Origin of the sequence: Brevundimonas sp., assembly GCF_018608325.1 — a bacterium.
Taxonomy (GTDB): domain Bacteria; phylum Pseudomonadota; class Alphaproteobacteria; order Caulobacterales; family Caulobacteraceae; genus Brevundimonas.
The window spans coordinates 1-13,942 of sequence record NZ_JABAZW010000180.1 but is presented as its reverse complement, the minus strand read 5'-3'; the positions used below and the strand labels follow the sequence as shown (position 1 = coordinate 13,942).

General features: G+C 63.7%; 16 protein-coding genes. 12 read left to right on the top strand and 4 right to left on the bottom strand.

Going from position 1 to position 13,942, the window contains the following annotated elements:
* The 5 genes from QZ281_RS18045 to egtB form a co-directional block, all read left to right on the top strand.
* Positions 1-1,595, top strand: a 1,595-nt coding sequence (locus QZ281_RS18045; RefSeq protein ID WP_292230990.1) for an alpha/beta fold hydrolase, incomplete at its 5' end; no start/stop codon positions are given.
* Positions 1,596-1,685: 90 nt separating this feature from the next.
* Complete coding sequence (locus QZ281_RS18040) at positions 1,686-2,069, top strand: VOC family protein (RefSeq protein WP_292230987.1); 384 nt, start codon at positions 1,686-1,688, stop codon at positions 2,067-2,069.
* Positions 2,070-2,382: 313 nt separating this feature from the next.
* Entirely contained in the window at positions 2,383-2,688 is a 306-nt protein-coding gene (locus QZ281_RS18035; protein WP_201100793.1) for an SCP2 sterol-binding domain-containing protein, read from the top strand.
* A gap of 106 nt (positions 2,689-2,794) precedes the next feature.
* Entirely contained in the window at positions 2,795-4,006 is a 1,212-nt protein-coding gene (locus QZ281_RS18030; RefSeq protein ID WP_292230980.1) for an acyl-CoA dehydrogenase family protein, read from the top strand.
* Positions 4,007-4,150: 144 nt separating this feature from the next.
* Positions 4,151-6,343 carry an ergothioneine biosynthesis protein EgtB gene (gene egtB / locus QZ281_RS18025; RefSeq protein WP_363298226.1) on the top strand — a complete coding sequence of 731 codons (2,193 nt, stop codon included), beginning with the start codon at positions 4,151-4,153 and terminating at the stop codon, positions 6,341-6,343.
* A 93-nt stretch (positions 6,344-6,436) separates the two neighbouring features.
* On the opposite strand, the gene QZ281_RS18020 is transcribed toward egtB, so the two are convergent.
* Positions 6,437-6,649: a general stress protein gene (locus QZ281_RS18020; protein ID WP_292230977.1), complete on the bottom strand. Its 213-nt coding sequence runs from the start codon at positions 6,647-6,649 to the stop codon at positions 6,437-6,439.
* A 143-nt stretch (positions 6,650-6,792) separates the two neighbouring features.
* Positions 6,793-6,945, bottom strand: coding sequence for a hypothetical protein (locus tag QZ281_RS18015; protein WP_292230974.1), 153 nt, complete (start codon positions 6,943-6,945; stop codon positions 6,793-6,795).
* Between the two features lie 113 nt (positions 6,946-7,058).
* Between QZ281_RS18015 and QZ281_RS18010 the strand changes: the two genes are divergently transcribed.
* Positions 7,059-7,352, top strand: a complete 294-nt coding sequence (locus tag QZ281_RS18010) for a hypothetical protein (protein ID WP_292230971.1) — start codon at positions 7,059-7,061, stop codon at positions 7,350-7,352.
* On the opposite strand, the gene QZ281_RS18005 is transcribed toward QZ281_RS18010, so the two are convergent.
* On the bottom strand, positions 7,349-8,050 hold the full coding sequence (locus QZ281_RS18005) for an MBL fold metallo-hydrolase (protein WP_292230968.1): 702 nt from the start codon (positions 8,048-8,050) through the stop codon (positions 7,349-7,351). The two genes, QZ281_RS18010 and QZ281_RS18005, sit on opposite strands and share 4 nt — an antisense overlap.
* A 204-nt stretch (positions 8,051-8,254) precedes the next feature.
* Here QZ281_RS18005 and tig point away from each other — a divergent pair, with 204 nt between their 5' ends.
* The 5 genes from tig to QZ281_RS17980 all read left to right on the top strand — a co-directional run bounded on the left by tig (position 8,255) and on the right by QZ281_RS17980 (position 12,410).
* Complete coding sequence (tig, locus tag QZ281_RS18000) at positions 8,255-9,601, top strand: trigger factor (RefSeq protein WP_292230965.1); 1,347 nt, start codon at positions 8,255-8,257, stop codon at positions 9,599-9,601.
* Between the two features lie 52 nt (positions 9,602-9,653).
* A complete protein-coding gene (locus QZ281_RS17995) occupies positions 9,654-10,619 on the top strand; it encodes a hypothetical protein (RefSeq protein ID WP_292230962.1) in 966 nt (321 codons plus the stop codon).
* 104 nt (positions 10,620-10,723) lie between these two features.
* Positions 10,724-11,371, top strand: a complete 648-nt coding sequence (locus QZ281_RS17990) for an ATP-dependent Clp protease proteolytic subunit (RefSeq protein WP_292230960.1) — start codon at positions 10,724-10,726, stop codon at positions 11,369-11,371.
* A 74-nt stretch (positions 11,372-11,445) separates the two neighbouring features.
* Positions 11,446-11,766 carry a hypothetical protein gene (locus QZ281_RS17985; RefSeq protein WP_292230957.1) on the top strand — a complete coding sequence of 107 codons (321 nt, stop codon included), beginning with the start codon at positions 11,446-11,448 and terminating at the stop codon, positions 11,764-11,766.
* 104 nt (positions 11,767-11,870) lie between these two features.
* Entirely contained in the window at positions 11,871-12,410 is a 540-nt protein-coding gene (locus QZ281_RS17980) for a cytochrome b (RefSeq protein WP_292230955.1), read from the top strand.
* A 5-nt stretch (positions 12,411-12,415) separates the two neighbouring features.
* On the opposite strand, the gene QZ281_RS17975 is transcribed toward QZ281_RS17980, so the two are convergent.
* Positions 12,416-13,054 carry an HAD-IB family hydrolase gene (locus QZ281_RS17975; protein WP_292230952.1) on the bottom strand — a complete coding sequence of 213 codons (639 nt, stop codon included), beginning with the start codon at positions 13,052-13,054 and terminating at the stop codon, positions 12,416-12,418.
* Between the two features lie 203 nt (positions 13,055-13,257).
* Here QZ281_RS17975 and clpX point away from each other — a divergent pair.
* Positions 13,258-13,942, top strand: a 685-nt coding sequence (gene clpX / locus QZ281_RS17970; RefSeq protein ID WP_292230949.1) for an ATP-dependent Clp protease ATP-binding subunit ClpX, incomplete at its 3' end; no start/stop codon positions are given.

Below are 13,942 nucleotides of genomic sequence, written 5' to 3'. Positions count from 1 at the left end.
GCCCGGACGACAAGCGCATCGCGCTGGAACGCTATGACGAAAGCCCCGTCGATGTGATCCCGCGCCTGGACATCACCGGCGGCGGCGCCAGCGTGATCGAGCAGCGCTATCCCCGCGCCGGTCGCCCCAACGCCATCGTCGAACTCTATGTGCAGGACCTCGCGTCCAACCGCCGCATCAAGGTCGATCTGGGCGCAAACACCGACATTTATCTGGCCCGCGTCGCCTGGTCGGCGGACGCCTCGACCCTCTATGTCCAGCGTCTGTCGCGCGACCAGAAGACGCTGGACCTCTTGGCGGTGAACCCCGCGACCGGGGCCTCGCGCGTAATCGTGACCCAGAAGGGCGACGCCTGGGTCGGCCTGAGCCATGACTTCAAACCGCTGAAGGACGGGCGCTTCATCTGGTCGAACGAGGACAGCGGCTGGCGGCACCTGTATCTGTATGACCGCGACGGCAAGCTGATCCGCCCGATCACCGAGGGCCAGTATCCGGTGCTGGATCTGGAAGGCGTCAACCAGCAGACGGGTGAGGTCTTCTTCTCCGCCTCGATGCGCGACGGTCATGAACTGCCGATCGAAAAGCAGTTGTTCCGCGCCAGCCTGAACGAGACGGCGACGCCGGTCGCCATCACCCCCGCAGGCGGCTGGTGGAATGTCGCGGTCAACCGCACCGGCACGGCCTATGTCGGCAACTATTCCGACCCGAAGACGCCGCAGCAGTCGGGCCTCTATAATATCGACGGCACGCGTATCCGCTGGATCGAGGAAAACCCCCTCAACGCCCAGCATCCCTTCTATCCTTATGTGTCGCGCCTGCGTGAACCGACCTTCGGCACGCTGCAGAGCCACGGCGAGACGCTGGTCTGGCAGATGAAGACGCCTCCGGGCTTTGATCCGTCCAAGACCTATCCGGTCGTGATGCAGGTGTACGGCGGCCCATCGGGCGGCGGGGTCAAGCGCGGCTGGGCGCCTGCGACCGACCAGTTGTTGACCGAGGCGGGCTATATCGTCTTCCGCATGGACAACCGGGGCGAGGGCTATCGCAGCCGCGCCTTCAAGAACGCCCTCTATCGCCACATGGGCACGGTTGAGGTCGAGGATCAGGTTCTGGCCGCCGACTATCTGCGCAGCCTGCCCTATGTCGACGACGCCCGCATCGCTGTGATGGGCTGGAGCTATGGCGGCTTCATGAGCCTGTCGATGCTGGCCGAGCCGAAGATGGGGCTGGCCGCCGCCCTCGCAGGCGCCCCGCCGACGGAATGGAGCCTGTACGACACGGCCTATACCGAACGCTACATGTCCACGCCGCAGGACAACCCGGAGGGCTACGCCGCCTCAGACATCATCCCCAAGCTGGACAATCTGACGGGGCGCCTGCTGCTGCTGCACGGCATGGCCGACGACAATGTCATCTTCCAGAACACGACCCGCGTCCTGAACGCGATGCAGGAGAAGAGCATCCCGTTCGAGACCATGCTCTATCCGGGCCAGCGCCACGGCGTGCGCGGCAATCCGCGGATGCTGCACCTGTGGCGCACCTATCTGGACTTCCTTGACCGCACCATCGGCACGCGGGCGTCCAAGGCGGACTGACGCCTGTCAGGGTCGTCCTGCGCGGCCCGACATCGCCAGCGGAATGCCGCAATCGAGGTTCTGGATCATGGGCGTGTGCAGGAGGCGCCCATGATCGACCATCTGGACCATCTGGTCCTGACCACCAATGACGAGGCGGCCTGCACGGCCTTCTATGTCGGTTTGCTGGGCATGAAGCTGGAGGTCTTCGGCAATGGCCGAAAGGCGTTCCGGTTCGGCGATCAGAAGATCAATCTGCATATCAGGGGCCGTGAGTTCGAGCCAAAGGCCGATCGGCCGACACCGGGGGCTCTTGACCTGTGCTTCATCGCCGACCGCCCTCTGGATGACGCCATCGCGGCGCTGGAGGCGGGCGGTGCGCAGATCGTGGAAGGGCCGGTTCTGCGCACTGGCGCCACGGGGCCGATCCGATCAATCTATCTGCGCGACCCGGACCTCAATCTGATCGAGATTTCGGAACATGTCGAAGATTGAGGGGCAATCCGTTGCGCGGATGCGCCGCACATGGCCTGGGCGTGAAAGATCATCGGTTTGATCCGGATCAAGGCGGGCGCCGTCTGAGCGACGGACTATGCGGCAAAGGAGATTTCCAATGCCAGCAGACGCCATTCCCGTTGTCGCCGCCATCATCGCGGCCTTTGTCTTTTTCATGGGTGCGCTGGGCGCCGCAGCCCTGTGGTCGGGCTCGCCCAAGCAGAAGTGACCCGAGCTTTACCCGACGTGATCTTGGCGCCCCCGCCGATGCGGTCTACGGCGAGTGATCCAAACGTCCAAGGGAGACGCCCCAATGTCTGATATCGCAACCGCCACCGATAAAATCCGTGAAGCCGTCGGCGAGAACTCCGGTCTGGGCAAGACCGTCAAGCTCGACCTCGGCGACGCTGGCAAGATCTACATCGACGGCGCCTCGGTGCCGAACACCGTCACCAACGAAGACAAGCCTGCCGACGCCACTGTGACCATCAGCTGGGACGACTTCGTCGCCCTGTCGGAAGGCCGCCTGGACGGCATGATGGCCTTCATGCAAGGCAAGCTGAAGATCGCTGGCGACATGATGATCGCCCAGAAGCTGCCGGCGCTTCTGAAGCGCTGATGCGCGGCTGATCGCCAGAACGACGACGGCGCGGCGCCTCTCGGGGCCGCGCCGTTTTCATGTCAGCGCCCGTCAGAGGCGTGATTTGCGTAAATGAGGAAACGACATGGACTTCAAACCTTCTGACCGCGCGCTGCACTGGCACGACCGCGTGCGTCGTTTCCTCGATGAACAGGTCATCCCGCGCGAGGCGGAATATTTCGGCCAGGTGCGCGAAGACGCGACCCGCCAGCCGCCTGCCATGGAGGCGATGAAGGCCGCCGCGCGCGAGGCCGGTCTGTGGAACATGTTCCTGCCCGGAGAACACGGGGCGGGCCTGACCAATCTGGAATATGCGCCGCTGGCCGAGCTGATGGGCCGTCACCTGTGGTCGGCGGAGGTGTTCAACTGCAACGCCCCGGACACCGGCAACATGGAAGTGCTGCACATGTACGGCAATGCGGCCCAGCAGGAGCGCTGGCTCAAGCCGCTGATGGCCGGTGAGATACGCTCCGCCTTCCTGATGACCGAGCCGGAGGTCGCCTCGTCCGACGCCACCAATATTCAGACCCGGATCGAGCGTGACGGCGATCACTATGTCATCAACGGCCGCAAATGGTGGTCGACCAATATGGCGCATCCGAATCTGGCCGTGACCATCGTCATGGGCAAGACGGACTTTGACGCCGCCACCCATGCCCAGCAGTCGCAGGTCATCGTGCCCGCCGACACCCCCGGCTTCCGCGTCGAGCGTATGCTGTCGGTCTTCGGCTATGACGAACTGCCGATCGGACATGCCGAGGTGGTGCTGGAGAATGTCCGCGTGCCGGTCGAGAACCTGATCGCGGGCGAGGGGCGGGGCTTCGAGATCGCGCAGGGGAGGCTTGGTCCGGGCCGTATCCACCACTGCATGCGCACCATCGGCGCCGCCGAACGGGCGCTGGAGCTGATGGTCACGCGTCTGCTGAACCGCACCGCCTTCCGCAAGCAGTTGGCTGAGCATTCGGTGTGGGAGCAGCGCGTCGCCGACGCCCGCACCAATATCGAGATGTGCCGCCTTCTGGTGCTGAAGGCCGCCTGGATGATGGACGAGGCAGGCGCCAAGAACGCTCGTTCCGAAATCGCCCAGATCAAGGTCGCCGCGCCGAAGATGGCGCTGCAGGTCATCGACGACGCCATTCAGGCCTTCGGTGGTGCAGGCGTGTCGGGCGATACGCCCTTGGCGGAACTGTATGCTGGCGTTCGCACCCTGCGCATCGCTGACGGCCCGGACGAGGTTCACAACCGCACCATCGCCCGTCTGGAATACGCCAAACATGGCGGCAAGCCGGTTCGCTGACCGGTGTCAGGCATGACGGAAATCGTCATCCTCGCCTGTGTGGCGAAGTTGACAACCTGAGAGGGTGTTTGGGAACCGGGCTTCTGGCCTGACGTTCGGTTCCCATGAACGACCAAATGCCCGGTCAGGGTCAGGGGACCGTCCTTGGACGGTGAATCTGACATCAATACCCGTCTGCAGCCGAATGCGCTGGCGGGTGCGGCGGGCGCACGATTCCGTCAGGTTCGCGCGGCCATGCCCGGTCTGGCGACAGGCCTGTCGGTCGAAGACCTGTCCGCCCAGTCCATGCCCGAAGCCAGCCCCGGCAAATGGCACCTGGGTCACACCAGCTGGTTCTTCGAGGCCATGATCCTGGCGGCTGAGCCGGGCTATCAGCCTGTCGACCCGCGCTTCCAGCAGCTGTTCAACTCCTATTATGAAGCCCTGGGTCGGCGCGTGGCGCGCGACAAGCGCGGCCTTCTGACCCGCCCCTCGGTCGAGGAGGTGCTGGCCTATCGGCGCGAGATCGATCGCCGCATGGTCCGCTGGCTTGCCAAGGGGCCACCTGACGGCCTGTCGCTCTATCTGTTCGAACTGGGCCTGAACCACGACCAGCAGCATCAGGAGCTGTTCCTGATGGACGTGCTGCATCTGATGGCCTGTTCGCCGCTGGACCCGGCCGCCTATGCGGTGGAGCCGCGCGCGCAGCCGCTCGAACCGGCCAAGGGCGGCATGACCCGTCTCGACGGCGGTCTGGTCTGCATCGGCCACGACGAAACCGGCTTCGCCTTCGACAACGAGGGGCCGAGGCACAAGATCTGGCTGGAACCCTTCGCTCTGGCCAATGACCTGGTGACCAATGCCGAATGGGTCGCCTTCATCGAGGATGGCGGCTACCAGTGCGCCGACCTGTGGCTGGCAGATGGCTGGGCCACGGTTCAGGCCGAGGGTTGGACTGCACCCCTGTACTGGCGCCATGAGGGCGACAGCTGGACCACCATGTCCCTGACCGGACGTCATCCGGTCGATCCGTCCGCCCCGGTGCGCCATGTCAGCCTGTATGAGGCCGACGCCTACGCCCACTGGGCGGGCAAGCGGCTGCCCAGCGAGGCCGAATGGGAACATGCGGCGACCGCTGATCCCGGCGCCTTCTCCAACCTGTCGGGCGAGGTCTGGCAGTGGACCTCCAGCGCCTACGCCCCTTACCCCGGCTTCAAGCCGACGCTGGGCACGGCGGCCGAGTACAACGGCAAGTTCATGGCCAACCAGAATGTGCTGCGCGGCGGCGCCTTCGCCACGCCTCCGGGCCATGCGCGCCCGACCTATCGCAACTTCTATTACCCCCAACAGAGGTGGGCGTTCATGGGCCTGAGACTGGCTGAAGATGCGCCGCGCGCGGGTCGAACCGAGACTGAAGACGCCCGGACCGAAGACGCCCAGACCGCCGCCTTCCGGCATGATCTGGTCGAGGGCCTGTCGCAGGGCCAGAAGGCTGTGCCGCCCAAATGGTTCTATGACGCCGAGGGTTCGCGGCTGTTCGAGGTGATCACCGCCCTGCCGGAATACTACCCGACCCGGCAGGAGATGGCCCTGCTGCGTGACCGCGCCGCTGCCCTGACTGCCGATTTCGGACCGGACGCCGTGCTGGTCGAGTTCGGATCGGGCGCCAGCGAGAAGACCCGCATCCTGCTGGACGCCGCGCCGGACCTGGGCGCCTATGTCCCGCTGGACATCAGCGAGGCGGCCCTGCTGGACGCCGTGGCGCGGCTGAAGACCGATTATCCGAACCTGCGCGTCCGCCCGGTGCTGGGGGATTTCGAGCATCTGGCGCCCTTGCCGGACGATCTGCCGCAGGGGCGACGCATCGGTTTCTTCCCCGGATCGACGATCGGCAATCTGCAGCCTGCGGACGCCGAACGTTTCCTGACCGCCGCGCGTCGGATGCTGGGGGAGGGGGCGCTGTTCATCCTCGGCGTCGATCTTGTCAAGGAGGCCGAAATCCTGGTCGCCGCCTATGACGATGCTCAGGGCGTCACCGCCGCCTTCAATCGCAATCTTCTGGTCCGCGCCAATGCGGAACTGGATGCCGATTTCGACGTGAAGGCCTTTGCTCACCGCGCTGTCTGGAACAGCGACAGGGCGCAGATGGAGATGCACCTCCAGGCCCTCGAATCGATGACGGTCCACATCGGCGATCGGGATTTCGACTTCGCCGCGGGCGAAACCATCCATACCGAAAGCTCGCGCAAGTTCACGCAAGGCTCGGTCGCCGCCATGGCCGCCGCATCCGGCTGGCGGCTGGTCCATTTTGACGTGTCGCCAGCGCCCAGCGTCGCCCTGGCGGTGCTTGGAGCCTGATCTGGCGACTGGTCCCGGCGTCTGATCGGTAAAAGAAAAGGGCGGCGAACCTTCCAGTTCGCCGCCCTTTATCGTGCTTTTACAATGATCGCCCTATTCGGGTTGATCATCCTTCTTGGCGCCGTGCGATGCCTCGCCGCCTTTTCTTCCGGCCTGCGCCGCAAGACTGCGGTCCTGAGAGAAACTACGCTTCTCGCTGGGCACACTTGCTCCACCCTTACGGGCGATTTCACGTTGGCGTTCGGGATCCATAGAGGCGAATCCTCTTTTGGAAACGCCGGAGGGTCGAGTGGGCTGGCTTTCCATTTGGAGTCCTTTCAGGTGTTGCCGTTCCGCTTGCCCAAACAACCCGGTGCAGCGGTGACGGTTCCGTATCGAACAGCGTTTTTACTTTCCGAGGTCTGAGGACTGTCCGACGTGAACTTGGCGGTGCGGGAAAGCGGTGCGCCTCACCTTGTGATTTCGCCGGGTGTTAATGGCGGTAGCTCATCCGGCGCGCTTGAAGGGTCGATTTCCGGCGCCGGATCGGGGTCAGGCTGGATGTCGGGCTGGATCTCGGGCTCGGGCATGTCGGGTTGGATTTCGGGGGGGGCGTCAGTCATGGGACTTCTCCTTCTGCTGAGAAGAACGCGTCCGTCTGCGCGACGTTCAGTCCGATCTTTCGGGGAACCTTCGCGGTGCGCCCTGGGTTGATCGGGCGAACCAGGAGAAGATCATGGCCAAGACCCCCGTTTCATCCTCGACCGTCGATGACATCGTCGCAGAGGGCGACGACCTGGCGCACAAACTGAACCGTCAGGCCGACGACATCATCGCCAGCGCCAAGGATGGCGCGCATCGCACCGTCTCATCCGTGCGTCAGGCCGTGCGCGAAGATGTCGGCCATGTGCGCGACAAGGCGGTCGAGCGGGCCGAGGACGCGGTCGGCGCCATCCGTGACGCCCCGATCAAGTCCGTCCTCTATGCCGCCGGCATCGGCGTCATCATCGGGCTCTTGCTGAGCCGTTAGGCCGGACCCGACGCCGGGCGCTGGATCGGCGCCCGTTGCAGGGCGGCGTCGGACACATAGGGGTTGGTCCGCCGTTCCTGCCCAAAGGTCGAGATCGGTCCGTGTCCCGGCACAAAGGTCACGTCGTCACCTAGCGGCCACAGCTTTTCGACAATGGCGCGGATCAGGGCGGGCGGATCGCTCATCGGGAAGTCGGTGCGTCCGACCGATCCCTGGAACAGCACATCCCCGACCTGGGCGAACCGCGCCGCCCGGTTGAAAAAGATCACATGGCCCGGCGTGTGGCCCGGACAATGCCGCACTTCCCAGGTTGTCTCGCCCAGCGACACGGAGTCGCCGTCCTCCAGCCAGCGGTCGGGGGTGAAGGGGCGCGCGTCGGGCAGACCGTACATCCGGCCGCTCTCGACGATTCGGTCGATCCAGAACTGGTCGGCTTTTTGCGGGCCAGTGATCTGAACGCCGGACTTCTCCTGCATTTCCGCCGCGCCGCCTGCGTGATCCAGATGGCCGTGGGTGATCCAGATCTGGTCCAGCGTCAGGCCGCGTCGCTCAACCTCGGCCAGAATCGCATCCACCGAACCGCCCGGATCAATCACCGCCGCCTTGTTCGTGGCGGTGCACCAGACGGTCGTGCAGTTCTGCTGAAGCGGCGTAACGGGCGTGACGAAGACGCCGATAGGGGAGGCTGACTGGCTCATTTCACCTAGATAGCGAGCCTGAGCGGGGCTTGAAACCATCGATTGGCCACGCCCGCGTTGACCTTTTCGACCCTTCTCGACATAAGGGCGGGCTTCGAGGTGCCGCTCCTGCCCACGACCTGGGCGCGGGCGGCCTTCTTGCTTTATCCATTCCGCGCCGGACCCTTTCAGGTTCACGCGCCACAGAGCGTCAGAATCCCGACCATGCAAGTCGTCGAAAAGTCGAACGAAGGCCTCAGCCGCGTGATCGCGGTGACCATCCCAGTCGCGGAGCTGAACGAGAAGCTCGAAGCCCGCGTCAAGGAAGTCGCCCCGCAAGTGAAGCTGAAGGGCTTCCGTCCGGGCAAGGTGCCGGTCGCACACGTCAAGAAGACCTTCGGCCGTGAGTTCATGGGCGAAATCATCAACGCCGAGCTGAACGAAACCAGCCAGAAGGCCCTGGACGAAGCCAAGATCCGTCCGGCTGCGCCTGCCGAGATGAAGCTGACGTCCGACATGGACAAGGTCATCGCCGGTCAGGAAGACCTGGCCTATGAAATGTCGCTGGAAATCATGCCGGACTTCACCCCGGTCGATCCCAAGACGCTGAAGCTGGAACGCCCGACCTATGAAGCGTCGGACGCCGATCTGGACGAAGCCCTGACGGAACTGGCCGGTCAGGCCAAGACCTACGAAGACAAGAAGGGCAAGACCGTCAAGGCCGCCGAAGGCGACCAGCTGACGATCGACTTCCTGGGCAAGCTGGACGGCGAGCCTTTCGAAGGCGGCGCTGCTGAAGATGCTGATCTGGTCATCGGCTCGGGCCGCTTCATCCCCGGCTTCGAAGAGCAGCTGACGGGCGCCAAGGTCGGCGAAGAAAAGACCATCGAGGTCACCTTCCCCGAGAACTATCAGGCCGCTCATCTGGCCGGCAAACTGGCCACCTTCGACATCACCGTGAAGGCGATCAAGGCTGAAGCTGAAGCCAAGATCGACGACGAGTTCGCAACCCGCATCGGTCTAGAATCGCTGGACAAGCTGAAGGAACTGCTGAGCCAGAACCTGAACCAGCAATACGCCGGCGCCGCCCGCTTCAAGCTCAAGCGCGCCCTGCTGGACCAACTGGACGAAGCCCACGACTTCCCGCTGCCGCCGAAGATGGTGGAAGCCGAATTCGACGGCATCTGGCAACAGGTTGAGGCCGACAAGGCCGCTGGCCGTCTGCCGGAAGAAGACGCCGCCAAGTCCGACGAAGACCTGAAGGCCGAGTACAAGAAGATCGCCGAGCGCCGCGTCCGTCTGGGCCTGGTGCTGGCTGAAATCGGCCGCGCCAACAACGTTCAGGTCACCGACCAGGAACTGAACGCCGCCATCCTGCAGGAAGCCCGCAACTATCCGGGTCAGGAACAGGCCGTCCTGAACTTCTACCGCCAGAACCCGAACGCCGCCGCCCAGATGCGCGCGCCGATCTACGAAGAGAAGGTCGTCGACCTGATCGTCGGCGTCGCCGACGTCACCGACAAGCCGATCACCAAGGAAGAGCTTCTGAAGGAAGACGACGAAGAGGCGTGATTTAAGCCATCTTACGGATAGGTAACTGTCCGTCGTTGTACTTTTTAGGCAAATGAAAAGGGTCCGCAGTCGCGGGCCCTTTTTTCTTTGGGAGATGGTTATGGCGTTTTGGGCGATGTTGGCGCTGTCCGCTGGTTTGACTACGTCTCAGGCGCAGGCGCAGGCGCCGGTTCAGTCCCAGGCCCCAGCATCAACGGTTGCGCCAAGCCAGGTCGAGGATGTGGAAGTCGTGGCGCGCATGCGCGCCGCGCAGGTTCGTGAGCGCGTCGACGCCTTCATCGAAACCAATATGGCGCCTGCGCCTGGCCGCCCGTTGGCGCGTTGGAACAAGCCGGTCTGTGTCGCAACCGCCTATCTGTCGCCGCAGTATGCTCAGGCGGTGATTGATCGCGTCGCGTCGAGGATCATTGAAGCTGGCGGGGATGTGGCGGGCCCCGGCTGCAAGGCCGACGTTATGATCGTCGGGTCAGAGAATGGTGCTGAAAGCGCCAAAACCCTTGTTCAGAGCGATCCGCGTGGTTTCAGGCCGTCGCGCAGTGCGACAGATCGTGGGTCTGCCGCATTGCGGCGTTTTCAGGAAGGGGAAGTCCCGGTGCGCTGGTGGCATGTCAGCTTGCCCGTCAACATCGATACGGGCGAATTGGCGGTCCACCTGGATGGAGAAGACTACCCAACTAATACGGTACGTGACGCTTCGCGCCTGCGCACCAATGTGCGTGATGATCTGGCCCGCATCGTCATCATAGTCGATTTCAGCAAAACGGCGAACATCCGCATGAGCGCTCTCAGCGATTATGTAGCGTTTGTCGCCCTGGCTCAGGTCAACCCAGACGGTGACACGAGCGGGCAGGATACAATCCTCAATCTGTTCGCCAATCCTGAAAACATCACCGAACTCAGCCAATGGGATCGCGACTATCTGGCCGGTCTTTACAAGGCCGTGCCAAACCGCCCCAATGTTCGTCAGCAGGCGCGCGGCATCGCGGAAGAAGTCATTCGTCAACGAAACGGGCGCTAGGCTGACTGTTCCAGCTTATGCGCCTTGCGCCAGACCGGGGCGGACGCGATATGCTGGGTTGAAGAGGCCGCGACTCAAACGCCTCCACGCACTCGAGAGACCATATGCGCGATCCGATCGAACTGATGAATATGAACCTGGTGCCGATGGTGGTGGAGCAATCCAGCCGCGGCGAGCGCTCCTTCGACATCTTCTCGCGCCTGCTGCGTGAGCGGATCATCTTCCTCACCGGCCCGTTCGAGGACGGCATGGCGTCGCTGATCTGCGCCCAGCTGCTGTTCCTGGAATCGGAGAACCCGAAGAAGGAAATCAGCATGTACATCAACAGCCCCGGCGGTCAGGTGACCTCGGCGCTCGCGATCTATGACACCATGCAATACATCAAGAGCCCGGTTTCGACCGTGGTCATGGGCATGGCCGCCTCGGCCGGCTCGCTGATTCTGACGGCTGGCGCTGCGGGTCAGCGCATCGCCCTGCCGAACGCCCGCGTCATGGTGCACCAGCCCTCGGGCGGTTTCCGTGGTCAGGCGTCGGACATCGAACTGCACGCCGCCGACATCCGCTACACCAAGAAGCGCCTCAACGAGATCTATGTCCACCATACGGGCCGGACCTATGAGGAAGTCGAAAAGACGCTGGACCGCGACCACTTCATGTCGGCTGACGAAGCCAAGGCCTGGGGTATTGTCGATCACGTCTATGATCGCCGCGAACAGGCTGACGCCGACGGCGTGAAGACGCCCGGAAACTGATCCGGTTCAATCATTGAACGGAAAAGGCGCACCATGCCCGGTGCGCCTTTTTCTTTGTGTGCTATCAGGCGGCCATGCAGTTCACGAGAGATCAGAGCGGCGTCGTCGAAGTCGATGGCGAAAACTACGAGTGGGAGCTTCGCCGCCAGCCCCAGCCCAAGGGCGGCGGCGCCTGGGACGGCATGGCCGTGTCCCTGCGCCATCAGGACTACAAGCGCGAAGCTATCGTCCAGTTCCCCATGCCCCTGCGCGCCAATGGCCGTCCGGACGTGGAGAAGCAGCGGGTCAATGTGGACGCCGTCCGCAACGCCGTCACCTCGGCCATGGAGGCGGGCTGGAACCCGGCCTCGCGGGGCAAGCCCGTCGTGTTCGACGTGGATGCCGACGGCCGATAGGCGCTCCGAAACCCAACCTGCGACAATTTGCGAGGCGGATCCGGCGACGGATTCCGCCTCTCATCGTGTTGAACGACCCAATTCGGGACGCCTTTGGGGGATGCATGCGCTGGGCAGACGACGGTTTTCGCTATGGGCTGGTCACGCGCGCCCTGCACTGGCTGATGGCCGGGTTGCTGGTCTGGCAGTTCACAGGAATGGCGGTGAAGCTGATCGTCGGGCGCGCGCCGATCACCGCCTTCTGGGTCGGCACCCATAAGGACATTGGGTTGCTGCTGCTAGCGCTTCTGCTGATCCGCGCCGTCTGGGGGCTGGCCAATCTGAAGCTTCGGCCCCCGCATCAGCCCGGCTTCTGGGGATTGGCGGCCCTTGTCGGCCATCTGGTTCTCTATGGGCTGATGCTGGTCGTGCCCAGCCTGGCCCTGTTGCGTCAGATCGGCTCTGGTCGCGCGCTGGAGTTCTTCGGCCTGGAGTTGATGGCGGGGCAGGGCGTCAAGACCGACTGGATGACGGCCCCGGCGAACGCGGCGCATGGCCTGCTCGCCTGGGTTCTGCTTGCCGCCATCGCCGGTCACATCCTGATGGTCCTGGTCCACCGATTCGTCTGGAAGGACGGCGTCACCGATGGCATGATCGGCCGCTGACCGGCTCAGGGCTTCTGGGTGAAGACCCTGAAGCCCGGCTCCTGCGCCATTGCCAGCATCTCGGTATCGCCCGAGGTGTCGCCATAGGCGGCGGTCAGCACCATGTCCTGTCCATAGGCGGCCTTCAGGCGGCGCACCTTCTCCTCGGCGCGGCAGTTCGGTCCTGCGAATTCGCCCGTGATCCGGTTGTCGGCGTCGAACACGAACTCGGTGCCCAATAGCGCGTCGGCCCCTAGTTTTCGTGCGAAGGGGGCGACGGTCGAGGTGGGGGAGGCGGTCACGATCACGCGATGGGCGCCGCGTTCGCCCCACTCATTCCACGTCTTTATTGCATCCGGCCGCATGAAGCGGGGCCAGATATGGTCGGCGAAGCGGGCCGCGTCGGCCTCCAGCGTGGCGCGGTCCACGCCCAGCAAAAACTCGCGCACCGAGGCGGCCTTGATCCGTCCCCGGTCGCGATCGCGCGCATAGGCGGCCACGGCGGGCGCCAGCTTGACCAGCCCCAGCATCCAGGCCCCCGGACCCGCCCGCCAGCGCAGGAATTCGGTGAAACTGTCGCGAATCGTCAGGGTGCCATCGAAATCGAAGGCGACAATCGGCTGGCCTTCGGCGACGGACTGGCGAAAATCTTGCACACTGCCCATGTCAGACATTCGCCTTGATCCCCAACGAGACTGAACGATCCACGCGCTGCAACATTTCCCTCCTGCCTTCGGGGTTGTCGCGGAACGATGGATGGGTGATTGTCATTTTTTGAAGACCTTCGCGTCCAGAGTGCTGGAATCAATGTGAGGGAAGCGCGTTTCGGGCCATTTTGGTCCGCACCGCGGGAGTGAGATAAGGGTCTATGACCAAAGCAGCCGGCTCTGACGCCAAAAGCACTCTCTACTGCTCGTTCTGCGGAAAGAGCCAGCATGAGGTGCGTAAACTCATCGCAGGCCCGACCGTGTTCATCTGTGATGAATGCGTTGAACTCTGCATGGACATCATCCGCGAAGAGCACAAGATCGGCTTCAAGAAGACGACCGACGGCGTTCCGACGCCGAAGGAGATTCGCGACGTCCTGGACGACTACGTCATCGGCCAGTCGCACGCCAAGAAGGTGCTCTCGGTCGCCGTCCATAACCACTACAAGCGCCTGAACCACGCGACGAAGAACAACGACGTCGAACTGGCCAAGTCGAACATCATGCTGATCGGGCCGACCGGCTCGGGCAAGACGCTGCTGGCCCAGACGCTGGCGCGCATCATCGACGTGCCCTTCACAATGGCCGACGCCACGACCCTGACCGAAGCCGGTTATGTGGGCGAAGACGTCGAGAACATCATCCTGAAGCTGCTGCAGGCGTCCGACTACAACGTCGAACGGGCTCAGCGCGGCATCGTCTACATCGACGAAATCGACAAGATTTCGCGCAAGTCCGACAACCCCTCGATCACCCGTGACGTCTCGGGTGAGGGCGTGCAGCAGGCTCTGCTGAAGATCATGGAAGGCACCGTCGCCTCCGTGCCGCCGCAGGGCGTGCCCTACA

What these genes read in the sequence shown, in the direction of transcription:
- QZ281_RS18010 (WP_292230971.1), top strand. Translation starts at nt 7,059, where the DNA reads ATGGCCAAGACCCCCGTTTCATCCTCGACCGTCGATGACATCGTCGCA.
- QZ281_RS17995 (WP_292230962.1), top strand. Translation starts at nt 9,654, where the DNA reads ATGAAAAGGGTCCGCAGTCGCGGGCCCTTTTTTCTTTGGGAGATGGTT.
- QZ281_RS17975 (WP_292230952.1), bottom strand. Translation starts at nt 13,054, where the DNA reads ATGGGCAGTGTGCAAGATTTTCGCCAGTCCGTCGCCGAAGGCCAGCCG.
- QZ281_RS17990 (WP_292230960.1), top strand. Translation starts at nt 10,724, where the DNA reads ATGCGCGATCCGATCGAACTGATGAATATGAACCTGGTGCCGATGGTG.
- QZ281_RS17985 (WP_292230957.1), top strand. Translation starts at nt 11,446, where the DNA reads ATGCAGTTCACGAGAGATCAGAGCGGCGTCGTCGAAGTCGATGGCGAA.
- QZ281_RS17980 (WP_292230955.1), top strand. Translation starts at nt 11,871, where the DNA reads ATGCGCTGGGCAGACGACGGTTTTCGCTATGGGCTGGTCACGCGCGCC.
- QZ281_RS18015 (WP_292230974.1), bottom strand. Translation starts at nt 6,945, where the DNA reads ATGACTGACGCCCCCCCCGAAATCCAACCCGACATGCCCGAGCCCGAG.
- tig (WP_292230965.1), top strand. Translation starts at nt 8,255, where the DNA reads ATGCAAGTCGTCGAAAAGTCGAACGAAGGCCTCAGCCGCGTGATCGCG.
- QZ281_RS18020 (WP_292230977.1), bottom strand. Translation starts at nt 6,649, where the DNA reads ATGGAAAGCCAGCCCACTCGACCCTCCGGCGTTTCCAAAAGAGGATTC.
- QZ281_RS18005 (WP_292230968.1), bottom strand. Translation starts at nt 8,050, where the DNA reads ATGAGCCAGTCAGCCTCCCCTATCGGCGTCTTCGTCACGCCCGTTACG.
- QZ281_RS18030 (WP_292230980.1), top strand. Translation starts at nt 2,795, where the DNA reads ATGGACTTCAAACCTTCTGACCGCGCGCTGCACTGGCACGACCGCGTG.
- QZ281_RS18040 (WP_292230987.1), top strand. Translation starts at nt 1,686, where the DNA reads ATGATCGACCATCTGGACCATCTGGTCCTGACCACCAATGACGAGGCG.
- QZ281_RS18035 (WP_201100793.1), top strand. Translation starts at nt 2,383, where the DNA reads ATGTCTGATATCGCAACCGCCACCGATAAAATCCGTGAAGCCGTCGGC.